Source organism: Salinisphaera sp. G21_0, assembly GCF_017744115.1.
Classification (GTDB): domain Bacteria; phylum Pseudomonadota; class Gammaproteobacteria; order Pseudomonadales; family Endozoicomonadaceae; genus Endozoicomonas.
In genome coordinates this window covers 130720-154404 of sequence record NZ_JAGHQW010000007.1, presented here as the reverse complement: position 1 = coordinate 154404, position 23685 = coordinate 130720, and the positions used below count along the sequence as shown (strand labels likewise).

Below are 23685 nucleotides of genomic sequence, written 5' to 3'. Positions count from 1 at the left end.
GCACCCGTCCGCCGCTCGTCGGCAAAGAGCAAGCTCTTCCCGCTACCGCTCGACTTGCATGTGTTAGGCCTGCCGCCAGCGTTCAATCTGAGCCATGATCAAACTCTTCAGTTTAAATCGTTGTGTTAACCCGAAGGCTAACGGCTCAATGTCACAATTAAACGCACATGAATTTACAGGTATGTTCGCTTGATCAATTAAGCATCTTAAAGTGTTCAAAGCCGAAGCCTTGTTACCGATGCAATCGCACAAGCGCCCACACGAATTGTCTGATATCTTGTTAAAGAACTGATTAAATCGTAGTGATTTAATCGCTGATTCAGCAGTCAGCGCCGATCAGCAAGGCCGCCTATCTTACCGTGGCGGTTTTCGTTGTCAAGCATTCGTTTTTCAGAAGAAGAAAGAAGCTTTCCAACTCGCTAACGTTGCTCTCAAGCCCTGTCAGCGGAGGCGCATCTTACCGCGCCAGTTTGATTTGTCAACCGGTTGTTTTTCATTCAGTCCAAACAACCCATTTTCAAACCGTACTTCCCGGTCAGCGATGATGATTCATTCTGCCGATCCGTGGGTGACCGTTTCAGGTCAGCCCGTGGAAGAGCGGCGCATTCTACGCAGGTGTGGATAAAAGTCAACACCCTGAATTTTTTAACCTCATAAAAAAAGCCGCTATTTAGCGGCTTTTTCCAGAACGTTTAATCTGCATCAGGCTTCCATAGAGCCTTTCAGCTTTTTCATCGCATTCTTTTCCAACTGGCGGATGCGCTCAGCAGATACGCCATAGGTATCCGCCAGCTCATGCAGCGTTGCCTTTTCGTCTGCCAGCCAACGCTTTTGCAGAATATCCCGACTGCGTTCGTCCAGCTGTGCCAGCGCACTTCTCAGCTGGGAAATAGAACTGTCGGACCAGTCGGCATCTTCAAGCAAAGAAGAAGGGTCCGAGTTATGATCTTCCAGATAGTACGCAGGTGCCTGATAAGCGGTATCGCTATCATCGTCCCCATAGCCATCAAAAGCGGTATCCTGACCAGCCATTCGGCTTTCCATTTCACGAACCACTTTAGCTTCAACGCCCAGATCTTTGGCTACGGCATCCGCTTCATCGTTAGTTAACCAGGACAGACGCTTTTTAGCACTGCGCAGGTTAAAGAAAAGTTTGCGTTGCGCTTTCGTGGTCGCGACTTTCACAATGCGCCAGTTGCGTAGAATAAATTCGTGTATTTCCGCTTTGACCCAATGCACAGCAAAGGAAACGAGCCTTACCCCAACTTCAGGGTTAAAACGCTTAACCGCCTTCATAAGGCCCACATTGCCTTCCTGAATCAGATCTGCCAGTGGCAGACCATAACCGGAGTAGCTTTTGGCAATGTGTACAACAAAGCGAAGGTGAGACATGACCAGCTGACGAGCCGCTTCCAGATCATTATGAAAGAAGAGGCGCTCAGCAAGGGTCTTTTCCTGTTCAGCAGACAACACAGCAATACTGCTGACTGACGCAACATATGCATCAATATTGCGGCCAGGAACTAACATATCGACTGGTTGAAGACTGGTGCCCATAACTGACTCCGTCAAGATACCCTCTTAATTAGACTCTGTTAAAATAGCTGAAGTTCAAACGAATACTAATAATAACAACAATTGGGTTCACAATCGCTATCGACTTTACAGGACATTTTCTTACTTTACACAGACTAATCAGGTACTAAAGCCTGAAAATGTCGATAGCAGCTACTCATTGCCCCCAGAACACCAAACGCTATTCCGGCAAGCAACAATACGCCTAACACACCAAAACCGGGGCCGGATAATACCATCTCGCTATTATACAGTCCGGCAATATTCATCATTTCATGACTCAGGACAGCTAATAATGAAAAGACAATCACTTGAGCCAGGATGGCACCAATCACGCCATACCAGATCCCCATATAGATGAAGGGCATGGCAATAAAGCCCCGGGTTCCCCCCACCATACTGATAATTTTGATTTCATCACGACGGCTTTCAATACTGAGGCGCACGGTGTTGCTGATCACCAGAACCACGGTAAGCCCAAGAATCCCGCCCAGCATAACAGCAAAGCGTTCAAGCATCGTTAATATTGCCTGCAGCCTCTGTACCCACTGGCGATCCAGGCGAACCTGGTCAACCCCTTCCATTTGTTGATAATGGACCACGGCATCATCCAGTTGTTCAAAAGAAGCCTCACTGACAGGCAGCAGCGCAATCACCCCCGGCAATGGATTAAACCCAAGCTGGCTAATCACATCCTGCAGTCCGGCCTTTTGCTGAAAGTCGTTCACCCCCTGCTCCGGTGACAGGTAGACAACTTCTTTAATCAGAGGGTCTTGACGATAATCCGCAATACGTTGATCAATAATTTTCTGGCTAACCCCATGATTGAGGTAAATGGAGATTTTGGGTTGCCCATCCCAGGCTGCCCCAAGCACCTGCACATTGCTCACCAGAACAAACAGTAAAACCGGCAGGGAAAAGGCAACCGCGATCAGCAAGCTGTTTAACAGACTGGCCACAGGGTTGTTCAGCAGACGGGTCAGTGCATCCCTGCCCACCTGCCGATGCAGGCTGACGAAAGAGTGCAGTGTCAGGGTTGCTACCGTCTGGCGATTGGCACCTCTTTTATGGGCATCTTTATGGGCTTCTTTAGGAACAAAGCTTCCCGCACTCTTTCCAGTGGTTTTGCCCATACCAGTCTGTTCATCCACTGTGTGCCGACGACCATTTTGCTGTCGCCTGTTCTTACTAAACAGACTCACTGAACCTCCTGGTCTGCAACCAGCCTGCCATGATCCAGGGTCAAAATACGGTGTCGCATCCGGGCCACCAGCGCCAGGTCATGACTGGCGATCAACACGGTAACACCCACCTGATTAAAATTTTCAAACAGCTTCATTATTTCCGTGGACAACTGCGGATCAAGGTTTCCGGTGGGTTCATCCGCAAGAATCAAAGCCGGGCGGTTCACGACTGCCCGCGCCAGGCCAACCCGCTGTTGTTCACCACCGGACAGGGCCACTGGCAACAACTTTTCCTTGCTTAATAACCCGACCATATCCAGTGCAGCGCGAACCCGGCCAGCGCAATCACTGGGAGAATAGCCTGCGATCAGCAGTGGTAAAGCAACATTTTCAAAAACTGTACGATCAAACAGCAGCTGGTGATCCTGAAAAACCACACCAATATTGCGGCGAAGATAGGGAATCCGGCTGTTCTTCAGAGCCCGCAGGTTATGACCTCCCACCCAGACCTGACCTGCACTGGCCCTCTCAAGAAGCATAATCAGCTTCATCAGGGTACTTTTTCCTGCACCAGAATGGCCTGTCAGAAACGCAATCTCTCCCCGCTCCAGGTGAAAACTGACCTGCTCAAGGCCAACATGACCTCCCGGGTAACGCTTGCTGACACCGTCAAAGCGAATCATCCAGCTGTCCTTAATCTATCTCGGATGCTATTCAAGTAACCAATGATCTAATGAGCGACACCTGCCGCTCATTACCTGTTGTATCAACCTTCCCGGGAGAATAGCGCCGTGACAAATTCCTTAGCCGAGAAGGGTCTCAGGTCATCTATCTGCTCACCCACCCCCAGGAAACGGATTGGCAGTTTCATCTGTTTGGACAGCGCGAAGATCACCCCACCCTTAGCGGTTCCATCCAGTTTGGTCAGGGCCATGCCGGTTAACTGCACCGCTTCATGGAACAGACGAGCCTGGCTCAAGGCATTCTGCCCGGTGCCCGCATCCAGCACCAGTAACACTTCATGAGGCGCATCAGGGTCCAGTTTCCCAAGCACCCGCTTCACCTTTTTCAACTCCTCCATCAAATGATCCTTGTTGTGGAGGCGGCCAGCAGTATCGGCAATGAGGACGTCGATATTGCGGGCTCTTGCTGCTTCGAAGGCATCAAAGATAACGGAAGCACTGTCAGCGCCGGTATGCTGGGCAACCACCGGAATCTCATTGCGCTCACCCCACACCTGCAACTGTTCAACCGCAGCCGCACGGAATGTATCGCCAGCCGCGAGCATAACCTTGCGGCCTTCGGACTGAAGCTTACGGGCCAGCTTGCCAATCGTGGTGGTCTTGCCCACACCATTAACGCCCACCACCAGAATAACAAAAGGGGTATCCTGTTTCGGGATGACCAGTGGCTGGTCAGCAGGTTCAAGAATATCAGCAAGCTCGGATTGCAGCGCAGTCATCAGGGCATCCGCATCATCCAGCTCTTTATACTTAACTTTCCTGGTCAGCTTTTCAATAATGTCAGTGGTGGCTTCAACGCCCACATCGGCGACCAGCAGCTGAGTTTCCAGTTCATCCAGAAGATCATCATCGATCTCCTTTTTACCGATAAACAGTTCTGCAACGCCTTCAACCAGAACGTTACGGGTTTTGCTCAACCCCTGACGCATCCGGGCAAAAAAGCCGCCTTTGATTTCAGGCTTGTTCTCTGGCTCAACAGGCGTTTTTTCGGGCAGTGATTCTGGCTCAGCAGCCCGGGGAATTTCAGGGACAGCAACAACCGGTACTTCTTTGTCAGAAGCCTCAGGTGCTTTATGAGCGGATTCCTCCCGGGATTCAGGATGAACAGGCTTATCTTCAGGGCCCTGAACGACCTCAGGCACAGTCTCAGGTACAGCATCAACACCGGCTGAAGACTCAGCAGTAACTTCCGGTGTTTCGACAGTGGATACAACGTCTTCTACTTCAGGTTCAGCCTTTGCTTCTACCTGCTCTTCAGAAACTTCATCCCGGGAACGTCGACCCCAGGGCCAAAAACTGCGTTTGGCTTTTTTCTCATCGTCTTTGCGCGAACCGAACATAGACTACTTCTATAACCTTGGTGGGAGCGCCTGATGACTATCAGGATTGCCATCTATCTGAAGCCTGACCGGAGAAGTCCCCGTAACAGGCGATGAAACGCAATGACAATCAATCATGCAGGCTATGGATAATCGCTAATCCTATCTTAATTCAGACTGTCACGAAATGAACTTTCTCAGGGAAAATAGTCCATCTTTCATAAACCCGAATGGAACCATCCACAATAAAAAACTGCTAATTCGGGCTGCTGGAAGTCTGACACTTTTCTCCGGGTTTGTTTTATTTCACCAGACTCTGGTGTTTATACACACCAGGATGATTGGTAACTCCATGACCTGAAGCGATGAAACGAGTATGCTTACGCTCCCTGTTGATCCCCTGCCCGGCTGGAGCCTGTTAATGCCTCGCAAGTCTCGAAATCCCAAGCATCCTGAATCACGCGCTAACACCGGCCCTGCTCATACCGGTGGTGGTCAGCTGCGGATTATTGCGGGTGAATGGCGCAGTCGTAAGTTACCTGTAGCCAATGTACCCGGCTTGCGCCCCACATCAGACCGGGTGAGAGAGACAGTATTTAACTGGCTGACCATGATGACACCGGGAGCCAGGGTTCTGGATGTATTCAGTGGTACCGGCGCACTGACCATTGAAGCGCTTTCCCGGGGCGCATCTTCAGCAGTGCTACTGGAAAAAAGTCCGGTTGCCACAAGAACGTTGAAGAGCAACCTTACACTGTTAAAAGCTGAGCATGCCATGGTGATTGAGTGCGATAGCCTTACCTGGTTAAACCAACCGGCTGAAACCGGTTTTGACCTGATTTTCCTGGACCCACCGTTTCGGATGAACCTGCTGGAGCCTGCTTGCCAGCTGCTTGAAAGCAATGGTTACCTGAATGAAAACAGCCATATTTACATTGAGGTAGAGAAAGAGCTGAACCCTTTGCCAATTCCGGAGAACTGGCAGCTGGAAAAGTGCAAAACCGCTGGACAAGTAAGCTTCAGCCTCTGGTCGCGCATGAAAAAACAACAATAACCAACGTCTCACATATGGACTTACCGAAATGATATCAGTAATCTGTGCGCGGCTGATCTTTATCAAATAAACAGTACGTCTGAACGCTGTATCATCCACAGGCTTACCATTCAGTGGGCCGGGGGTCTCTTTTATGACTTTTAAGTGCAAGAAAGCACGAAAAGCTGCCTTAAAGAACGGCTCATGGCGATTTGGACGCATTGCTAATCCAAGAATGAACCTGAAAACTCTAAGGAGCAGTTCCCCATGAAACAACCCGTACGAATTGCGGTCACAGGTGCAGCTGGCAACATCAGCTACTCTCTGTTGTTCAAAATCGCTGCCGGTGAAATGCTGGGACCTGATCAGCCTGTGATTCTGCAACTGGTTGAGATCCCACAGGCTATGGACAAACTTCGTGGCGTTGCCATGGAGCTGGAAGACTGCGCCTTCCCACTGGTTCACGGTATCAGTCTGCACGACAATCCGTTTGATGGTTTCCGAGGCATTCATTACGCCATGCTGGTCGGTGCCCGTCCCCGTTCCAAGGGCATGGAGCGCGCAGACCTGCTGGAAGCCAACGCCGTTATCTTTGCCGAACAGGGCAAGGCTCTGAATGAAGTGGCTAACCGTGACGTTAAAGCCCTGGTGGTGGGTAACCCGGCAAACACCAACTGTCTGATATTGTCCCGTAATGCACCCGACCTGGCACCATCCCAGTTCTGCGCCATGACCCGACTGGACCACAACCGTGCTCAGGGCATCCTGGGTAACAAACTGGGGGTTAATCCTGCTGATATCGAAGGTGTCTGCGTGTGGGGCAACCACTCTCCAACCATGTACCCTGATCTGCACCACGCCCAGGTCCTGGGCGATGAAGCCGCCATCGATATGATCGATGAGCAATGGTACAAAGAAGAATACACTCCTCGTATCCAGAAGCGTGGTGCTGAAATCATCGAGTGGCGTGGCCTTTCCAGTGCCGCCTCCGCCGCACAGGCCGCTCTTGACCACATGCGTGACTGGGCCCTGGGCAGCGATGGTCGTATTGTATCCATGGGCATTATTTCCGACGGCAGCTACGGTGTTGCCAAAGGCATCTACTACTCTTTTCCTGTCGTCTGTGAATTCGGCAGCTACCAGATTGTTCAGAACCTTCACATTAACGACTACGGTCAGTCAATGATGAAGAAAACTGAACAGGAGCTGTTAGAAGAAAAGGCAGCGGTAGATCACCTGCTGCCTAAAGAAACGGCTGCGTCCCGCGAAGCGTTGAGGACATCCAGCCGCAGCGGCCAGACTGAGTTTGATGCAGGCATCGATACCGGCGAGTCATACTACAAGGCTGACCGTATCTGCTAGGCAGTCCGCCTGACCAGTTGAGATAAAAATACAGGAAAGGCTCTATGTGAGCCTTTCTTTTTGTCCACGTCACCAACACAAGGAAACAGACAATACACTCTTTTCTGTAGAGACATTTCTGTCTGCTACAAAACAAAAATAGTCGTATATATCAGATCTCAAGGGGAGAAAATAAGCCTGTTCCAGCGCTTTGAAGGAATCCATGGCTTCGGCGTTATAAACCCCCGATCCATAATCAGAACCTGGTAGATGATTCTGTTGAGCATCCCCCGTGAGGGCTCGCCATTTTTACCATTCAATACACCATGAACCAATTCATGCCAACTGGTCAGAACCATAAATGTAAAATAACATACTTACCATAGTCCAGCTATTCAGTTCTATGTTGAGTCTGCATCAGAGATGTAGGTGTACACCCAACCAACGTGGGAAAGCCTCCCGAAGAGCAGTCTTAATAAGAAATAAAAATTATTAAATAAACCATTAACGCCCAAGAGGGAAACAACATGACCGCTGCCGAACCCATTATGTCCGAGCACAGGAAAGTGACCAGGCAAATCCCCCCTCCTCTGGAAGATCTTCTTGCTGCCCAGAAGAAAGCCTTTCTGCAAGACCCTAACCCCAGCTACCAGGAACGGGTTGATCGCCTGAAGGCCCTTAAGAAAGCATTACTGAGCAATAAAGACGCATTACTGTCCGCCTTGGATGAAGATTTTGGTGGCCGATCCGGAAGTGAATCATCACTGACTGAAATCATACCGAACCTGGGCAATATCCACTACACGATCAAGCAACTTAAAAAATGGATGCAACCCAGCAAGCGGAAGCTGAACCCTCAGTTATTACCTGCCTCGGCAAAAGTCGTGTACCAGCCATTGGGCGTGGTCGGTATTGTGGTGCCCTTCAACTACCCACTGTTCCTGTCTCTAAGTCCATTGCTGACGATTCTCGCCGCCGGCAACCGGGCCATGATCAAGATGTCGGAATTCACACCAAAAACCTCGGAACTGGTTGCCCGAATCATTGAGCAAACATTTCCTGCTAATCTGGTCACCGTCGTTTGCGGTGATGCACAAGTGGCAACCGAGTTTACCGGCCTGCACTTTGACCACATGATTTTCACCGGTTCGACAGCGGTCGGTCGCCATGTCATGGGAGCCGCTGCAAAAAATCTGACCCCGGTAACCCTGGAGCTGGGTGGCAAGTCACCGGTTATTGTCGATAACGACTTCCCGATTCAGGAAGCGGCAGAAAGAGTCTGCTACGCAAAAGCCCTGAACGCCGGTCAAACCTGCGTAGCTCCAGACTATATTCTGGTGAAAAATGACCAGAAGGCAGCCTTTATCGAGCACTATCTCAACGCCTTTCGAAAAATGTACCCAACGGTCAACGGAAATAATGATTACACCTCGATCATCAATGACCGCCACCACCAGCGATTATTGAAATTACTGGCTGACGCCAAAGCGCAGGGCGCGACCATCCACACTCCGGGCAATGAGGAAATTAACGACGGAAGCCGTCGAATCCCCATCCACTTAATTGAGAATCCAACTGATAAAATGGGCATTATGCAGGAAGAAATTTTTGGCCCGCTGCTTCCTGTCATCGGCATCGATAGCCTTGATGAAGCCATTCAGTTTGTCCAGCAACGACCCCGGCCCCTGGCACTCTACTACTTCGGTTCTGACACAAACAATCAGGACGCCGTATTGGCACAGACCCACTCTGGCGGTGTCTGTATTAATGAGTGTTTGTTACACGTCGCTGTTGAAGATATGCCATTTGGCGGCATTGGCCCATCAGGCATGGGGCACTACCACGGCCATGAGGGCTTCCTGACATTCTCCAAGGCCAAGTCGGTGTTAACCAAAGGCAAGCTGAACAGCACTAAAATGATCTACCCGCCCTATGGCGGCTGGCTGCAGAAAAAAATGCTGAAGTTCCTTTCCGGCCGACAATAGGCCCTTTCTCTTTCAGACTTCAGGGCCGCTTGCCAGCGGTCCTGCAAAAACTGGTTCAGACGTTCAGGTACGTATTTTCACTAAACACCAGAAACTTACGAAGATGATCAATTTCGTCGCCACTGAAATCCATCGAGTTATTACGCAAGTTCCATTATTCCTTATGCAACTCAGGACATAGGAACTTTTGCGGAATAAATCAGTCTGAAAGTTAAGTACCAATTTTCTGTCAGGTTAACTGCCAACAGAGTATGGGGTGGAAGCAGCTTCTATTTTGAGGAAATACGCAACATGAATCCATGTAATGCACTGACTTTACCGTTGACAACCGTTAAACAATTTGCCCAACGGGCATCGGATTACACCTGTACTTGTCCAGATGACTTCTCTAACGAATGGGCTTGCCCGATTGTCATGAGCACAATTCCCTCTGGCCTTTTTGGTGGTCTCATAGGTTGCGTTCGCGGCGGCGAAATGGGTTTACTGGCCGGTGCATATGCTGGTGCTGGTGTTGGTGCAACCCTCACCACCTGTTTTCTTATTGCCTGCTATGGTAGCGAGTGCGTCAAGCTTCGCCAGCGACAGATCACCACCTGTACCAAACAGGACTCCCTTGCCAATGGGCAGCAACAGAGCCTGAAGCTGCCGTCGGCACCACCTTTATTGGGAGCAGAAAGTTTAGATGCTAACTCTAACTGCACAACGCCTGTTCAGTCCCAACCAGAACTGATGAATCCGTTCCTATTATCAGGCAACGGCATTCAGAGTGACCCTCCAGTATTTTTACAGTCTGATATCGCCGGGAAGAAATCAACCACGGGGATAGCGTGCCCTGCCTTCTGTCCGGGTTCACAGACAAACTATGTTTGACAAACCGGAGCGCGTTCATCGTGCTGTGGCAAGGCCCTGGCCATGGCTTGTCAAGCTGGGTAAAAAGATAAAATATCAGTCAGGGTAATCCAGTCGTCTGCTCTACCCACTGCTTAAGTTCGCATTGCAGTTTAACATTCTCAGACTTTTAACATGAATCTGTACACTTAATAACCATTCCAGCACCATGACTATATAAACGCATAACTTCTGAAAATTCTCATATCCTCAACATTAAGTGCCACAGAACGCTGATCATTTGAACCCTTTTGACTATTTCGTTAACATGCCCTTTTACTAAAAAAAGGTCGCCATATTCGCAGATCAGTGAATGACGTCAACGGGAGTCTGTCCAGCAAATTACAAGACAGTTTTCTGGTAAACAGCGGAACTCCTGAAATGTTTTGTATCTCTGATCTGTTGTTGGATTTGTGGCCGGAGAGTCATTTTTAATGATCAAGGTAATCTATCCTGGTACGTTTGATCCTATTACCAAGGGTCATATGGATCTTGTTGAAAGAGCGGCCAAGCTGTTTGATACCATTGTTATTGCCGTTGCTGAAAGCCCCAAGAAAAAGCCACTGTTCGATCTGGAAACCCGGGTCAATCTGGCCAAAGAATCCATCGCTCACCTGCCAAATGTTCAGGTAACCGGCTTCAGCTCTCTGCTTGCCAGTTTTGTGGCGGAGCAGCAGGCCCAGGTTATTCTCAGGGGGTTAAGAGCCGTTTCTGACTTTGAATATGAATTTCAGATGGCCAATATGAACCGGGTGCTGGCCCCCAAAGTGGAAAGCCTTTTTCTGACACCTGCAGAGCAATACTCCTATATTTCCTCTACACTGGTTCGGGAAATAGCCTCTCTGAATGGGGATATTTCCAAGTTTGTATCGCCATGTGTTCAGAAAGCACTGACAGATAAGTTCAACGGAAACTGAGATACTGTCCGTCATTCATTTGTTTTTACAAGCTGAAAGGTAGCCAGGTTAGCTACTTACAGGCGGAGCGGAACCCCAAAGGTCACCTATGGCTTTAATGATTACTGACGATTGCATTAACTGCGACGTCTGCGAACCGGAATGCCCGAATAGTGCTATTTCACCCGGGGAAGAAATTTACGAGATTGACCCACTACTGTGCACAGAGTGTGTTGGCCATTATGACGAACCTCAGTGCCAACAGGTGTGTCCGGTAGACTGTATTCCAAAGAACCCGGACTGCGAAGAAACTCAGGATGAGCTGATGGAAAAGTATCTGATCATCACTGCTGCCTGAAAATGGGCCGCAAATGTATCGTTACGTTTGCGGCACCAAGCTTCAGACTCTACCCATCAAGACACGAGACTATCCATTGCTTTCTCTGCATCATGGATTGACTGCCCCTTGATATCATCGCCCATGTTAAGCCCTTCCGCATACACAAACTCAACATCCCGGATACCAATAAAGCCAAGAAACTGGCGAACAAGCGCCGTTTGCGTATCGAGATCAGTACCCTGATACTGACCACCTCGTGCGGCCATAATGTAAGCCTTCTTACCTTCCACCAGACCGACCGGCCCCTGCTCGGTATATTTAAATGTGATCCCTGCCCTGGCAATAAAGTCGAACCAGGATTTCAGGGTCGAAGGCAAGCTGAAGTTATACATAGGCAAGCCTATTACCAGAATATCGACGGTCTTCACTTCCTCAATCAACTGATCAGAAAGCGCTGTCATTTCAGCCTGCCGATGGTTTTTCTGGTCCTCAGGGATACCAAAGCCCATCACAATTTCTGCATCCAGATGGGGAATCTGCTGGTTAGCCAGGTCTCTTACCTGATGCTGAGTATCAGGGTTCGCTGTCAGAAATCGCTCAACAAACTTCTGTGACAGTTGGGTTGACTGCCCATGCTCACCAAACAGGCTGCTGTTGATTTGGAGTAATTTAGCCATGCTTCCCACCTTTTCAGATCACTATTGTTATTTACATGATTGTTATATGCATGGTTTAAATTTATCGTCGAAATTAACGAAAGAAAAGTTCAAAATACTGCATGAATGTATCGATTTTTTGGATATATAGAGACCTGCAAAATGTCAAAGGCAACACTCGATCAGTGGCGTATGCTTCAGGCAGTGGTAGAACATGGCGGCTTTGCCCAGGCTTCGGAGGCGATTTTCAAAAGCCAGTCCACCATCAGCTACGCCATCAGCAAGCTTCAGCGTCAGCTGGGTATCGAACTGCTGGAGATTCAGGGCCGCAAAGCGGTATTGACTGAAGCGGGTAAAGTCATGCTGAGAAGAGCCCAGACACTGCTTAAAGAAGCCGATGCATTGGAAAAAGTGGCGGACAGTCTCTCTGCAGGCTGGGAGGGGACACTTACCCTGGCCGTCGATGTCATCTTCCCGAACTCAATAATCATAGAGGCATTAGAACAATTCTCTCCCATTTCAAGGCATACCCGTCTGGAGCTTGTTGAGTCAGTCCTGTCAGGCACAACGGACATGCTGGTCAGTGGCAAAGCCGATATTGTGATTACCGGCATCGTGCCTGAGGGCTTTCTTGGAGAACCATTGTTATCGATTAATTTTGCTCCGGTTGCTCACAGGAATCACCCGCTGGCTCAACGTGATCACGTCATCACAGAGGAAGAGCTTAAACAATATCGCCAGATTGTTATCCGCGATTCAGGCATAAAAAGAGAGGCAGACGCTGGCTGGCTTGGATCCGAAGAACGGTGGACAGTCAGCCACATCAGCTCTTCAATAAGACTGGTGAAACAGGGGCTTGGGTTTGCATGGCTACCAACCCACCATATTCAGCAGGAGCTTGAAGCAGGCGTGATCAAACAATTGGATACCCGGCTCAGTAATAGTCGGAATGTACAGCTGTACCTGGTATTTCCTGACCCCAGCTATATTGGCCCTGCCGCACAGAAGCTGGCAGCCACACTCAGGGAGTGCTGCCATGAAGCCACTTATCAGAGTTTCTCAGAATCAAGTTAGACGAATAAGATCCAGAAACTTGCCATCATCACCGTAGGAAATTTCAAAGCGACCATAAATTCCCTCTCTGGTGACAAATTTCAGCATGATATCGTAGGGAATACTCATACTCTGGCCCGATTCAGTGCGAACTCTTACGGATTGTTTCTGCCCTTTATAGAACTGAAGAACCTGCTCAGAATTGAGTTTTACGGAGAACACAGCCTTATGCATTGCTCAAACCTTTGTGTTTCTTATTAAGACTAATCGTTAAAAGAAGGCACCTATCAGTTTAGCAACCTTCTCTCACAAAGGTTATAGAACAAGGCTAAATTACGGTTAGTTTTCTAAGAAGTGGGCTACCAAACTCTTCACCTGTGTCACTGAAATCAGCAAATTGATTGCTTTCAGAAACAAAATCGCCCGAGGACCATTTCCTTAATAAGCCGGGTACCAGGTACCCGGCTGATAACCATAACTGCCGGAAAACCAGTCAGTTATTGCCCGGGAGGCGGAGGCATCAATCCTTCAAAATCCATATTGTTGGGAATTTGCATCTGTTGCATGACCTGATTGATGGAATCCCGGATACTATCAATCATTGCCTTGTAGCCAACATCAAAGCCCCGGTAAAAAGCCAGCTCTGTGCTCCTCAACTCACCGGATGGCTGAACAACGGCGGGCTGTTTACCCTCAGGATTCTCGCCACCAAAAAATGCCTCCATTGAGGTAGGAACCGTTAAAGCAACACGCCCTCCGGTCATATAACCATCAATAAACCGCCCCCTGACAAATGGATTGTTATCACTGCCAGCACCAGTGTTCCGATAAGCATCGGCAGCTTCGCACCAGCGATCTTTATACTCACTCATCAAGTCTGCTGAAGCACAGTTATACTCTACAATACCCATTGCCTCCATAACGGCAAAATAACCGTCACGATAGCCCATGTCATAGGGAGTATCAGATGGGCTATCGATATCACCACCAAGGCCCAATCGACTATCAGCCGCCTGGCTGGCCAATGAATATCCCTCACGAAATCCGTTGATATAAACCAGAAAATCATCCGAACTGGTGGATTGACCTCGCTGTTCGAACTGGTCTTTGGCTTCACACCATGTCTGCTCAAGCAAGCTGGTTTTGTCTGGATTATTACAGGTATAGGACTCAGCTCCCTGATCGACACTGGCCATGTCTTCATACACTACCGTCGTGACCTCTGGACACTCATGGGCTTTATTACAGCCTTGCAGACCAATCAGTATTGCAACTACTGGCAATACTGCCGCCAGAAAATATTTCTGCATTTAATTACTCCTTCAAAGAAACTAATGAACTTGTTATTCAATACAGTTTTGACGGGACTGATTAAATATAGTTCAGTTTTTTTTCTGATTTCCCTGAAGGCACTTGATTTTATTAACTTCTTGATAATGCCCTTACCCTTTGAAGGTCAATGACATAAGTTGCTTTAATGTTTCCGGAGCACAACGATTAATAACAGTAACAGCCTGAATACATTAATGTTTACCCACCCACAACAGGATACCGACAATTAACGAACAGCGACACTCCCCGTGGGGATATAAGGTTCAAAGTTCATGCCACCCCGCTCCCTGGCACACAAATAATCCCAGTCATCAGGCAATGATTGCTCAAGCAAAACCAGCCACTGATCCAGCGAGCAGCGTCCCGCGCACCCGGGTACCGCAAAAGGTTGATGATTCAATGACAGGGCAACCTCCGGGCGACCATCATTCCAGTTAAGCTGGACGCCAAAGTGTGTTGCATAATCCACCATTTTGTCAGATGGCGCACCCAGCATGGTCATGATCGCCAATAAGTTACTGTCACTGGCTGAGTAAAGCGTCCATCGCTGGCAGGAGTGGCAACTGCCTTTTTCTTGCAGACACTGCTGCACACGCTTGAAATCTCTGATCATCGCTTTGGCTAATGGTGAACCGATAAGCTGGGCAATTTCATAATTAGCCACAATCCGGCTCACGATCCAATGTAGTAATTCCTCCAGTTCCACCGCCTGCTGATTTGAAATACCTTCGGGCATTGGTAGCTGGTGAATTCTATGTATGGCAATTTGATCGATCAGGGGAAGAAAAGAGTAGAGATCGCCATTACCTTCACGCTCACTCAGTTCAAGCCATAAAGACAGCTGATCACGGTGTTGTTCTTTTTTTCTTAACCAGTCCGCACTTTTTTCCAGCGCCTGAACACGATGAAGATACCCCGGACATAATCTTTGCGCTGAAAAAAGATCATCATGGGCCAAAGGTGACGCATAAACCGGAGGAACCTGAATGCCCCCCGGCAAGCCTGTTTTACCCGCCTGCTCAGGATAAAACCCCAGCAATAAGGCGCTGGCGCTCTGAATGGTACGATCCAGACCTTTGGCAAAATGCTGGCTGACTTTTGGTGACCAGGAGTCGGGGATGGTTTCAGAAAAGTAGTATCTCCGGATTGTCTGCCCCAAAAGGTACTCCTGCTGAAGGCCAGCAGCCGTTAACTGCCCGGGTCCCATTGGCCAGTATTTTGTCATTCCCCCAAGATCCCTGGGAGAACGGTCGCCATGCCTGACAAGGCTGATAAGGTAATCAGCAGGTGCAGCTAATGCCGACTCAATATCCGCTGCATCAGAACGGATAGATAGCAAACATATGGCAAATACGACACCAAAGACCAAGCCTCTTTTTTTAATATCAGACTGAAGTTTCATACCCTGCCTGCGTGATAATGACATCCAGCAGACAGGATAGGAAAAAATTGAGGGACTGGTTGAGATTTACTGAAGAAACCCGGGAATATCCTTTGATAACCCGGAGGCCTGATCCACAATCATATCTTTAATGAATGGTAATCGATTGGTCAGACTGAGCCCGGTATTCCTTATCCAGCGAATACCAAGGGCATTGGCCCCGAACAGATTTTGAAAGCCTGTCATGGCCGCCATCGTCAACGAGTTATGTCCGATGCGACGACGCTGATAGCGATCCAGAACGTGCGCGGCAAAATAGTCATCGCCGCGACCGGCCGCTTTGATCAACTCATCCGCAAGCACAGCCACATCCATAAAGCCCAGATTCACCCCCTGCCCCGCCAGAGGATGAATAGTATGAGCAGCATCGCCCACCAGAACCACCCCTTGTCGATGATACTGCCGGGCATGCCGTTGACGCAGTGGGTAGCGGAACCGTTGATCAACCTTCAGAATATTGCCCGCCCGATGCTCAAAAGCTCTCGCCAGTTCCTGACAGAAAGCATCGTCACTCAAGGCCTCTATCCGGTCTGCCTCTGCCGGTAAAAGGGACCAGACAATTGAGCAATAATGCCGCTCTCCCTGACTTTGCAGGGGCAGAAATGCCAATGGGCCGGAATCCAGGAACACCTGTCTCGCTGTGTGATGATGAAACCGCTCTGTCTCCACGGTGGTGACCAGCGCATGATGCTTATAGTCCTTCTGGTTTGCCGGAATGCCAGACAATTGTCGTAAACGCGACTCACCGCCATCGGCAGCCACCAGAAGAGGAGCACCCAGCACGTCACCATTTTTCAGAACTATTTCACCGCCCTGGCCGGACAGTTTGTATTCAAGGGTTGTCTGTTGATCAAAACATTGCACGGTTGAACTGGCCAGCTGTTGCAACAGCGCGTTGCGAATCACGTCATTTTCGACAATGTAGCCAAGATTTTTTTGTGGCAGCGTTTTTGCGTCAAATTCAACTTCTCCCGTACCCTCACCATCCCAGACGGTCATGTGTGTATAAGGACAGGCCCGCTGGGCAACGATCCCTTCCCAGGCGTCCAGATAGTTCAGCAGTTTTATCGATGCTTCCGTCAAGGCACTGACCCTGGGCTGCCAGGGATCCTCCATCGAGAACGAACCGGGCTGCAATGTCTGCTGCTCAACCAGTGCCGCCTGCATACCAGATCGGGCAAGCGCCAGGGCCAGAGAGGCCCCCACCATACCTCCCCCGACAATAATGACGTCAATTGTCTGCATTTCTGATCCCTATTTCCCAGATTCAAAGGTACGGGAGACTGTAGAGAGCCTCCCGCCGGTTTATAATCCCATGGCCCTGCGGGTAAATGTTGACTTCACCGGATGACAATAATCCAGCGCCACCAATCCCAGATTCCGGGACAGTACCGATGCCGTGTCAGTCCGTGAGAAAAGGCGCACCAGGCCATCACAAAAATGGCTGATCAGACTCTGGTCGCTCAACTGTTGTTGCCAGTATTCCTGCAAACGGCCAAGATCACCTGCGGGTATTTTGCGTTCCAATGAGTCCGAGATATTGCTTGCCAGAGCCACGGTATCCCGAATAGAAAGGTTATAACCCTGACCTGCCACTGGATGTATGGCATGGGCAGCATTACCCAAAATAACCAGCCCCGGCCTTACCTGCTCTTTGGCGATGCGCATGGTGAGCGGATATCTGTTCCGCTTACCCACGGCAATAAACCGCCCGGCCCGATAGCCAAACCGCTGTTGCAATAACGCCAGAAAATCATCATCTGCCAGAGAATAAAGCGAATCGGCTTCCTCATCCGGTAACGTCCACACCAGCCCTGCCCGATGCGCAAAATGGTGATCACCGGTTAATGGAAGCAGTGCCATCGGACCTTGACCGGCAAAGCGCTCCCAGGCCATACCGTTGTGAGGGCGATCAAGGGCAATATTGGCAATAATCCCCTGCTGATGATAGTCACACTGCTGCAGACCGATTCCCAGCTGATCCATCAACCCTGAGCGGCCACCATCAGCCAGAACAACCAGCGAGGCGGAAATCTCTGAGTGCCTGAGCTGAACTTTCATACCTCCGGGGACAGGGCTCAGGCTTACCACCATATCAGGACTGAACATGGTCACCCTGCCCTGCTTCTGAAAACCCTTTAACCGTTGCAAAAGCACATCACCCAGCACATGATTCTTGACCACATACCCCAGTGCCGGGACACCTTCATCAGAAGCCCGCAAGCGGGAAACCCCAAAACTGCCCCGATCAGAAACATGAACATCGGTAATGGCCTGAGCCTGATCCACAAGATCCGGCCACAGTCCAAGCTGCTGGTAAATACAACAGGTTCCCCAGGACAGCGCCGAGGCACGGGCATCAAAACTCGGCGGAATATCTCTTGGCTGACTCAGGTCATGGGTTTCCACCACCGCCAGCCTCAACCCCTGCTTTATAACCACTTGTTCCAATGCACAGACCAGACTGGCTCCCACCAGCCCGGCACCAATCACCAAAACATCGAAATCCATCTTGTCTGTAGAATTTTTCACGTTTCAGCCACCACCATGATTTTGTGGAACTCTGTTGTTATTCTCAGTGCAGGGTTTTGGCAGCGCCTTCTTGTTGTCCAGAACGATGTCCAGAACGTTGCCCGGAACTTCCATCATCGCCGGGAAGCTCGGGCAAACCACAAACCTCTGCATAGACATTCAGCCAGGCCAAACGAACAAACTCACTCACTTCAACATACAGTTTTTCTGATTCTTCGCTCTCTTCTGCGGTTTCTATCAGGCTGATTTCGGCAAAGTCCCTGAGCACTTCTTCCACCATCTCACTGACCTGACGACTGTCCAGCCCCTGACCAAAGCCAGAGATAAATGACTGGCACCATACTCCAAGTGACTGCGTCCTCAGCCCAAGCGCTTCATCATCATCAGGGAGCAACAGTGTTGCCGCCAGACTACCAGAGTTCAGCTCATTCTGAGTATGCAGAAATAACTGGCTTAATAGCTGCCTCGCAGGTTCATCAATCGATTTGTCACCCATCTGCTCAGCAAGCTGCTCCAGCCATTTCTCAAGGCCCGGATGGGCACCGGCTGAAAACAGGCCGCATAAGTAGCCATGAATCTCTGATGGATGACTCTGCTCTGCCAGATGACTGGCGAGTTCATCAAACGATATGAAGGCGGGTTTATCGCCGGGCTGGGAAATGTGGATCGTCATGAGATATAGGGCCATTGAAATTACTGAGTCGAACTTAACCGGGATTCTAACAGACTTCCCGGGCAAACTTGTCAGTCATTAAATAAAGAAAGTGTCTATCCTGTTAAGTCCAACCGTCCAACCTGTTTGGAATACTGCCATGCCAGAGCCTTTGTACGAAAGAAATCAGCTGGGCGTTGGTTTTACGTTTCATAATCCGGTTATCTATCTGGATCGCTGGCTAGGCAGCTGGAAAGACGATAAACCCCTGCTGGATATTGGCTGTGGCCACGGAGTTAATACTCACGCAGCCCTGATGCATGGAGCACAGGTAATAGCCACTGATATGGATAAACCAGACTTGTCCAAATGGCTGAAGGACTTGCCTGAGACTCAGCAGAAAGCAGTCACCTGCAAAGCAGCAAAACTGCCAGAGAATATCCCTTTTGCCGATAATGCCTTCTGCGGAATTCTCTGCGCTGAAGTTTTCCATTTTCTGGCCAATGAAGAAGTTGCGCCATCTATTAATGAAATTTACCGAATTCTCGAACCAGGGGGCACGCTTCTGCTTACCTGCTGTTCCTGTGACGTTGAAGTGTTGAAAAGTACTGGCCTGAGTAGAGAGATACGCGACGGTGTAAGAAAATCACCGTTAACAGTTTCCGGTCAGCGGGATTATCTCAACCTGCTGGCACAGGCAGCCAAAGTCTTTAACTGTCCGGAAATAACCGATCCGGTTTTGGCTGCCCATAAAATTAATATCCCCGGCAGAGACTTTTGTTTTTTTGCGTCCGAACAACTGGAGGTATTAATGAAACATGCCGGATTTGTTATCGAAGTATGCGAACAGGGTGAGGCTCCCCATTACCCGGTATGGAGTCATGGTAATCAGGATCAAATACGGATTATTGCCAGAAAGCCCGCATGATTTTACCGTTTTATTACGGACGTCGTTTTTTCAAGCCCGGGCTGGCAGTCTTAAGGTCACTATGATTACCCGGATCAACCAAAATGCTTCGCCTCTGTTTGCAGGCATTTAGCGTTAAGTAGCTGGCCATATGGAATCATATATTTCTGGCTTCTTGGGCAGGTGCTATGCGAGGCACAACGGAGGGAGCATAGCCGTAGCTATGTGATCGGAGTTGTAACGAAGCAGAGTGCCTGAACAAGGAGTCAGAAATATATGATTTCATATGGTTAGCTACTTATATCCTCTTCAACAAAGGACAACTTGATCCATTGGTACAAAGTATTACCCGACAAAATAAAATAAAAACATTGTCAACCATTAAGTCATTGTTCTGAATTTCTCCAGAGGCTATAGTAACCCTAATAACCGAGCATTCAGGGAAGCTATGAAAGAATCTGATTTCATTGCCCTCGATCAGAAAATTAACTATCTGGTTGCCCTTTGTCAGAAGCTGACGACTGAAAACAGGCAACTTCGACAGCAGGAGCAGTCTTGGGTAGCTGAAAAAGCAAAGTTGATGGAAAAAAATGACATTGCACGTACAAAAGTAGAAGCGATGATCCAGCACCTCAGGTCTCTGGAGCACGAGTCATGACGGATAAATCATCAGTGACATCCGTTCATATTCTGGATAAGGAATACCGTGTTGCCTGTCCCAAAGACAATCAGGAGGCACTGTACACCGCTGCCCGCTACCTGAACGAAAAAATGCATGAAATCCGTTCTTCAGGCAAAGTTGTCGGTATTGAGCGAATAGCTGTGATGGCCGCGCTGAATATCAGCTACGAGTTAATGCAGAGCCGTCGTCAGAATGAAGATGAGAAGCAGGACACCCAGGAGCATATTGACCAACTGCTGGGTAAACTGGATCAGGCACTGGCAGCCGTGGAGCGTTGATCTGATCACCGTTTCTGATGTTCACGAAAACAAAAAAAACTTGCAGACATCTCCTGAATAGTCGATATAATGCCGCAGAAACCTCCCTGGCCTGTTCGCCAGTCATTATACGTCCCGAGCCGATAATACTACCCAGGGAGCTCCTGGCAGGTGCTGGAGTGCAGGTCCGCCTTGTAGCGGAAAGCCCGATTCACCTCAGCAGCCCCCACCGTGACCGTTACGGCCACGGGCAAACGTGGCAGCGGCAGGGTGGGGAGGTTTCAATCACTCGATACAAACCGCCCCCTTAATATCCGCACCATTTAAAACATTCAAAACCCGGGATAATCAAACTGATTTCGTTCTGCCCGCTCAAAAGCATCATGCATTTCATTGCTGTGAGTTGGATGATGCTCATGATCTTCTTCATCAATAGGCGCAAACATACGTTCAACCTGTCGTTCCATATAATCAGCAAGAACCATGATTTCAATTCTACGGTTGGCACTGGACTCAGGATGCTTTGGGTCCCGGAGCACACGGTCAGCCATGCCAAGCACCATGAGAACTTTTTCTTCAAATAGACCACCAAACAGTAACGTTTTACGAGCCACTTGCGCCCTGGCAGCAGACAACTCCCAGTTACCATAATCAGAGCGTTGAAAACCCGAACTATCAGTATGGCCACTGATCATCAGGCGATTATCGATATTATTAATAATTGGCGCCAGCTCAAGTAACAAGTCCTGAAAGAAAGGGTTCATTCGGGAACTTCCCCTTTCGAACATATTGCGTTGGTCATTATCCAAAATAACAATTCGCAAGCCTTCCTGTAGCTGCTCGAGATAGATGAAGTCTTCGTACTTTCCTGCCGAATCATCTCCCCCTATCATTCGCTGGAGTTCATCCATAAGGTCTTTGAAGTCCGGGCTTTCATTCAACGTTTCGGCATTACCATCGCCAATGATTTCAGGTCCTTCCCGACCTCGCATACTGGGGCCAGGATTAGGGATTCTCACCAGTGAATCCTGCCCACCGAAGTCAATTGGGTTCAGGCTGCTTTTATGGCGAAAAGCACCAGGGTCTTCAAAGTAAGCGGCAATAGCGGACTTGGTATCATCATCGGTAGCATTCATGATCCAAAGCAACAGGAAAAGAGCCATCATGGCGATAGCAAAGTCGGCCAGGGCTACCTTCCATGACCCGCCGTGATGCCCGCCTCCTCCACGTTTGGCTTTCACGTCAAAAGGCTCCCATATCCATTAAGCCTGACCTTCAAACATTTTTTCCAGCTCACTAAAACTTGGACGACAATCGTCATAGAGTATTTTGCGCCCCGCATCTACCGATACGATGGGTGGAAATCCGGATTTATAACTGGCTAACGAGACACGAATGCAATCAAATGCCTGAAGCTCATTATTGATGGAATGACCAATAGCCGTGGCTGCCGGACCAACCAGACCGTAGGCAAAGAAGACGCCGAGGAAGGTTCCTGTCAGTGCAGCGGCAATACTGGCACCGATCTGATCCATAGGGCCATTGATGGCACTCATGGTAATGACTATTCCCAGAACCGCGGCCAGAATACCGAACCCCGGTAGCGCATCAGAAACATTTTGAAGCGCTACAGCAGGTCGCATCATCTCGTGCTCTTTTGTTCCTATCTCTTGTTCAATAATCCGTTCGTATTCATGAGCCGAGATACCATCGACTAACGACAGCCGGAGGTTTTCCACAATAAACCCATAGATATGTGGAGTTTTCAGAATAAGAGGAAACTTCTTAAAGACTTCACTGGTATCCGGTGATTCAATATGATCTTCAAGAACCTTGTTTCCCCCCTTCTTTCTGGCCATCTCAAACAGTGTGTGCAACAACATTAAAAGCTCATCAAAGTAGGCCCGGTTAAAGCCGGTTCCTTTCGCCATATAGGCCATATGCCGTCCGGTAGCACGCACGATTACCATAGGGTTAGCGATCAGAAACGCACCAAAAGCACCGCCAGCGATCATCAGGATTTCCGCTGGCTGCCAGACCGAGATCAGCTTCCCGCCGGCAATCATAAAGCCGCCAAAAATACTTCCCAGCATGGCCAGCAGACCAACAGTTTTCATATCAGGGCTCCCTGCTCCACTCTTCCATAAATGAGCGCAATCTCAACAATGCCTGCTGATGGAGTTGAGAAATTCTGGCTTCAGTCAGCTCCAGTATCTGGCCAATCTCTTTCATGTTGAACTCATGAACGTAATACAGGTTCATCAGTTGCTGTTCTCGCTCAGGCAAAGCTTTCAAGGCTTTTGTCAGTGCTTTATTACACTCATCACCTTCCGTAATGATCTGTATGGAATCGTCATCGCTGACTTCGATGACACTGGCACTGGCTTCGCCATTAGTGAGCGCATCCAGGCTCAACAAAGTGCCAGAGCTGCCGCCCTGCAACATCCGGTGATAACGCTCCACACTGACGCCAAGTTCTGCTGCGATTTCCTGCTCTGAAGGCGAACGTCCCAGCCGGTTTTGCAACGCCTGAATGGCATCCCGAATATTGTGGCTATGTTCACGGTCAGTGCGGCTGCGCCAGTCCCAGTGTCGAAGTTCATCGATCACCGCTCCTCTGATCCGGATTCGGGCATACTGCTCAAACGGGATGTTCTTCCCCGGCTCAAAACGGCTCGCAGCATCCAGCAGGCCCATCATCCCTGCCTGCAGAAGGTCATCTTTTGGAACATCGCCCCCCAGCGCACCGGCAATATGTAGCGCAACTTTTTTCACCAGTCCGAGATGCTCCCGGATGAGTTCATCCCGGGAAACTGTTCCACTCTGTTTCTGGTAGGCATTCAGCCCTTTGCGTTGCTGTAGTGACATA

At 49.3% G+C, this 23685-nt stretch carries 24 protein-coding genes, 1 rRNA gene and 1 other RNA gene; 11 read left to right on the top strand and 15 right to left on the bottom strand.

Annotation, left to right across the window (positions count from 1 at the left end):
• The 5 genes from J7439_RS05570 to ftsY all read right to left on the bottom strand — a co-directional run.
• Positions 1-114, bottom strand: a 16S ribosomal RNA gene (locus J7439_RS05570); the annotation flags it as partial.
• Positions 115-702: 588 nt separating this feature from the next.
• Positions 703-1557, bottom strand: coding sequence for an RNA polymerase sigma factor RpoH (gene rpoH / locus J7439_RS05565; protein WP_209200835.1), 855 nt, complete (start codon positions 1555-1557; stop codon positions 703-705).
• A gap of 134 nt (positions 1558-1691) precedes the next feature.
• A complete protein-coding gene (ftsX, locus tag J7439_RS05560) occupies positions 1692-2777 on the bottom strand; it encodes a permease-like cell division protein FtsX (protein ID WP_209200834.1) in 1086 nt (361 codons plus the stop codon).
• Positions 2774-3442 carry a cell division ATP-binding protein FtsE gene (gene ftsE / locus J7439_RS05555; RefSeq protein ID WP_101745600.1) on the bottom strand — a complete coding sequence of 223 codons (669 nt, stop codon included), beginning with the start codon at positions 3440-3442 and terminating at the stop codon, positions 2774-2776. The genes ftsX and ftsE overlap by 4 nt, the downstream gene beginning before the upstream one ends.
• A gap of 83 nt (positions 3443-3525) precedes the next feature.
• On the bottom strand, positions 3526-4842 hold the full coding sequence (gene ftsY, locus J7439_RS05550; RefSeq protein WP_286198212.1) for a signal recognition particle-docking protein FtsY: 1317 nt from the start codon (positions 4840-4842) through the stop codon (positions 3526-3528).
• A gap of 400 nt (positions 4843-5242) precedes the next feature.
• On the opposite strand from ftsY, the gene rsmD reads away from it, so the two are divergent.
• The 6 genes from rsmD (at position 5243) to J7439_RS05520 (ending at position 11322) form a co-directional block, all read left to right on the top strand.
• On the top strand, positions 5243-5875 hold the full coding sequence (rsmD, locus tag J7439_RS05545) for a 16S rRNA (guanine(966)-N(2))-methyltransferase RsmD (protein WP_502950405.1): 633 nt from the start codon (positions 5243-5245) through the stop codon (positions 5873-5875).
• A gap of 246 nt (positions 5876-6121) precedes the next feature.
• Positions 6122-7216 (top strand): malate dehydrogenase, encoded by a 1095-nt coding sequence (locus J7439_RS05540; RefSeq protein WP_209200832.1) that lies wholly within the window; start codon positions 6122-6124, stop codon positions 7214-7216.
• Between the two features lie 506 nt (positions 7217-7722).
• The gene (locus J7439_RS05535; RefSeq protein WP_209200831.1) at positions 7723-9180 is read left to right on the top strand and encodes a coniferyl aldehyde dehydrogenase; all 1458 of its coding nucleotides are present in this window, start codon (positions 7723-7725) and stop codon (positions 9178-9180) included.
• A 291-nt stretch (positions 9181-9471) separates the two neighbouring features.
• The gene (locus tag J7439_RS05530; RefSeq protein ID WP_209200830.1) at positions 9472-10050 is read left to right on the top strand and encodes a hypothetical protein; all 579 of its coding nucleotides are present in this window, start codon (positions 9472-9474) and stop codon (positions 10048-10050) included.
• Between the two features lie 452 nt (positions 10051-10502).
• Complete coding sequence (gene coaD / locus J7439_RS05525) at positions 10503-10985, top strand: pantetheine-phosphate adenylyltransferase (RefSeq protein WP_209200829.1); 483 nt, start codon at positions 10503-10505, stop codon at positions 10983-10985.
• Between the two features lie 88 nt (positions 10986-11073).
• Positions 11074-11322 carry a YfhL family 4Fe-4S dicluster ferredoxin gene (locus J7439_RS05520; protein ID WP_101745606.1) on the top strand — a complete coding sequence of 83 codons (249 nt, stop codon included), beginning with the start codon at positions 11074-11076 and terminating at the stop codon, positions 11320-11322.
• A gap of 56 nt (positions 11323-11378) precedes the next feature.
• Here J7439_RS05520 and J7439_RS05515 read toward each other — a convergent pair whose 3' ends face one another.
• Positions 11379-11981 carry an FMN-dependent NADH-azoreductase gene (locus tag J7439_RS05515; protein WP_209200828.1) on the bottom strand — a complete coding sequence of 201 codons (603 nt, stop codon included), beginning with the start codon at positions 11979-11981 and terminating at the stop codon, positions 11379-11381.
• A 141-nt stretch (positions 11982-12122) separates the two neighbouring features.
• On the opposite strand from J7439_RS05515, the gene J7439_RS05510 reads away from it, so the two are divergent.
• Entirely contained in the window at positions 12123-13034 is a 912-nt protein-coding gene (locus tag J7439_RS05510) for a LysR family transcriptional regulator (protein ID WP_209200827.1), read from the top strand.
• Here J7439_RS05510 and J7439_RS05505 read toward each other — a convergent pair.
• From J7439_RS05505 to J7439_RS05480, 6 genes are all read right to left on the bottom strand, one after another.
• Positions 13026-13247: a DUF2835 family protein gene (locus J7439_RS05505; protein WP_101745609.1), complete on the bottom strand. Its 222-nt coding sequence runs from the start codon at positions 13245-13247 to the stop codon at positions 13026-13028. The genes J7439_RS05510 and J7439_RS05505 overlap by 9 nt on opposite strands.
• Before the next feature lie 263 nt (positions 13248-13510).
• Positions 13511-14323 carry a hypothetical protein gene (locus J7439_RS05500; protein ID WP_209200826.1) on the bottom strand — a complete coding sequence of 271 codons (813 nt, stop codon included), beginning with the start codon at positions 14321-14323 and terminating at the stop codon, positions 13511-13513.
• Positions 14324-14571: 248 nt separating this feature from the next.
• Positions 14572-15771 (bottom strand): histidine phosphatase family protein, encoded by a 1200-nt coding sequence (locus J7439_RS05495; protein ID WP_209200825.1) that lies wholly within the window; start codon positions 15769-15771, stop codon positions 14572-14574.
• Positions 15772-15813: 42 nt separating this feature from the next.
• Positions 15814-17031, bottom strand: coding sequence for an FAD-dependent oxidoreductase (locus tag J7439_RS05490; protein ID WP_209200824.1), 1218 nt, complete (start codon positions 17029-17031; stop codon positions 15814-15816).
• 60 nt (positions 17032-17091) lie between these two features.
• The gene (gene ubiH, locus J7439_RS05485) at positions 17092-18318 is read right to left on the bottom strand and encodes a 2-octaprenyl-6-methoxyphenyl hydroxylase (protein ID WP_209200823.1); all 1227 of its coding nucleotides are present in this window, start codon (positions 18316-18318) and stop codon (positions 17092-17094) included.
• A gap of 43 nt (positions 18319-18361) precedes the next feature.
• Positions 18362-18991, bottom strand: a complete 630-nt coding sequence (locus J7439_RS05480; RefSeq protein WP_209200822.1) for a UPF0149 family protein — start codon at positions 18989-18991, stop codon at positions 18362-18364.
• A 139-nt stretch (positions 18992-19130) separates the two neighbouring features.
• On the opposite strand from J7439_RS05480, the gene J7439_RS05475 reads away from it, so the two are divergent.
• The 4 genes from J7439_RS05475 to ssrS all read left to right on the top strand — a co-directional run bounded on the left by J7439_RS05475 (position 19131) and on the right by ssrS (position 21097).
• Positions 19131-19898 (top strand): class I SAM-dependent methyltransferase, encoded by a 768-nt coding sequence (locus tag J7439_RS05475; RefSeq protein ID WP_209200821.1) that lies wholly within the window; start codon positions 19131-19133, stop codon positions 19896-19898.
• Positions 19899-20325: 427 nt separating this feature from the next.
• On the top strand, positions 20326-20535 hold the full coding sequence (locus tag J7439_RS05470; RefSeq protein WP_209200820.1) for a TIGR02449 family protein: 210 nt from the start codon (positions 20326-20328) through the stop codon (positions 20533-20535).
• The gene (locus tag J7439_RS05465; protein WP_163373137.1) at positions 20532-20837 is read left to right on the top strand and encodes a cell division protein ZapA; all 306 of its coding nucleotides are present in this window, start codon (positions 20532-20534) and stop codon (positions 20835-20837) included. The genes J7439_RS05470 and J7439_RS05465 overlap by 4 nt, the downstream gene beginning before the upstream one ends.
• A gap of 80 nt (positions 20838-20917) precedes the next feature.
• A non-coding RNA gene (gene ssrS, locus J7439_RS05460) (6S RNA) lies at positions 20918-21097 on the top strand.
• Between the two features lie 51 nt (positions 21098-21148).
• Here ssrS and J7439_RS26930 read toward each other — a convergent pair.
• The 3 genes from J7439_RS26930 to J7439_RS05445 are packed head-to-tail and all read right to left on the bottom strand — an operon-like array spanning position 21149 to position 23684.
• Positions 21149-22057 (bottom strand): flagellar motor protein MotB, encoded by a 909-nt coding sequence (locus J7439_RS26930; protein ID WP_209200819.1) that lies wholly within the window; start codon positions 22055-22057, stop codon positions 21149-21151.
• Between the two features lie 21 nt (positions 22058-22078).
• Entirely contained in the window at positions 22079-22933 is an 855-nt protein-coding gene (gene motA, locus J7439_RS05450) for a flagellar motor stator protein MotA (protein WP_209200818.1), read from the bottom strand.
• Position 22934: 1 nt separating this feature from the next.
• On the bottom strand, positions 22935-23684 hold the full coding sequence (locus J7439_RS05445) for a sigma-70 family RNA polymerase sigma factor (protein ID WP_209200817.1): 750 nt from the start codon (positions 23682-23684) through the stop codon (positions 22935-22937).
• Position 23685: the final 1 nt, after the last annotated feature.

What these genes read in the sequence shown, in the direction of transcription:
- rpoH (WP_209200835.1), bottom strand. Translation starts at nt 1,557, where the DNA reads ATGGGCACCAGTCTTCAACCAGTCGATATGTTAGTTCCTGGCCGCAAT.
- ftsE (WP_101745600.1), bottom strand. Translation starts at nt 3,442, where the DNA reads ATGATTCGCTTTGACGGTGTCAGCAAGCGTTACCCGGGAGGTCATGTT.
- ftsY (WP_286198212.1), bottom strand. Translation starts at nt 4,842, where the DNA reads ATGTTCGGTTCGCGCAAAGACGATGAGAAAAAAGCCAAACGCAGTTTT.
- rsmD (WP_502950405.1), top strand. Translation starts at nt 5,243, where the DNA reads ATGCCTCGCAAGTCTCGAAATCCCAAGCATCCTGAATCACGCGCTAAC.
- J7439_RS05540 (WP_209200832.1), top strand. Translation starts at nt 6,122, where the DNA reads ATGAAACAACCCGTACGAATTGCGGTCACAGGTGCAGCTGGCAACATC.
- J7439_RS05535 (WP_209200831.1), top strand. Translation starts at nt 7,723, where the DNA reads ATGACCGCTGCCGAACCCATTATGTCCGAGCACAGGAAAGTGACCAGG.
- J7439_RS05530 (WP_209200830.1), top strand. Translation starts at nt 9,472, where the DNA reads ATGAATCCATGTAATGCACTGACTTTACCGTTGACAACCGTTAAACAA.
- coaD (WP_209200829.1), top strand. Translation starts at nt 10,503, where the DNA reads ATGATCAAGGTAATCTATCCTGGTACGTTTGATCCTATTACCAAGGGT.
- J7439_RS05520 (WP_101745606.1), top strand. Translation starts at nt 11,074, where the DNA reads ATGGCTTTAATGATTACTGACGATTGCATTAACTGCGACGTCTGCGAA.
- J7439_RS05515 (WP_209200828.1), bottom strand. Translation starts at nt 11,981, where the DNA reads ATGGCTAAATTACTCCAAATCAACAGCAGCCTGTTTGGTGAGCATGGG.
- J7439_RS05510 (WP_209200827.1), top strand. Translation starts at nt 12,123, where the DNA reads ATGTCAAAGGCAACACTCGATCAGTGGCGTATGCTTCAGGCAGTGGTA.
- J7439_RS05505 (WP_101745609.1), bottom strand. Translation starts at nt 13,247, where the DNA reads ATGCATAAGGCTGTGTTCTCCGTAAAACTCAATTCTGAGCAGGTTCTT.
- J7439_RS05500 (WP_209200826.1), bottom strand. Translation starts at nt 14,323, where the DNA reads ATGCAGAAATATTTTCTGGCGGCAGTATTGCCAGTAGTTGCAATACTG.
- J7439_RS05495 (WP_209200825.1), bottom strand. Translation starts at nt 15,771, where the DNA reads ATGTCATTATCACGCAGGCAGGGTATGAAACTTCAGTCTGATATTAAA.
- J7439_RS05490 (WP_209200824.1), bottom strand. Translation starts at nt 17,031, where the DNA reads ATGCAGACAATTGACGTCATTATTGTCGGGGGAGGTATGGTGGGGGCC.
- J7439_RS05480 (WP_209200822.1), bottom strand. Translation starts at nt 18,991, where the DNA reads ATGACGATCCACATTTCCCAGCCCGGCGATAAACCCGCCTTCATATCG.
- J7439_RS05475 (WP_209200821.1), top strand. Translation starts at nt 19,131, where the DNA reads ATGCCAGAGCCTTTGTACGAAAGAAATCAGCTGGGCGTTGGTTTTACG.
- J7439_RS05470 (WP_209200820.1), top strand. Translation starts at nt 20,326, where the DNA reads ATGAAAGAATCTGATTTCATTGCCCTCGATCAGAAAATTAACTATCTG.
- J7439_RS05465 (WP_163373137.1), top strand. Translation starts at nt 20,532, where the DNA reads ATGACGGATAAATCATCAGTGACATCCGTTCATATTCTGGATAAGGAA.
- motA (WP_209200818.1), bottom strand. Translation starts at nt 22,933, where the DNA reads ATGAAAACTGTTGGTCTGCTGGCCATGCTGGGAAGTATTTTTGGCGGC.
- J7439_RS05445 (WP_209200817.1), bottom strand. Translation starts at nt 23,684, where the DNA reads ATGTCACTACAGCAACGCAAAGGGCTGAATGCCTACCAGAAACAGAGT.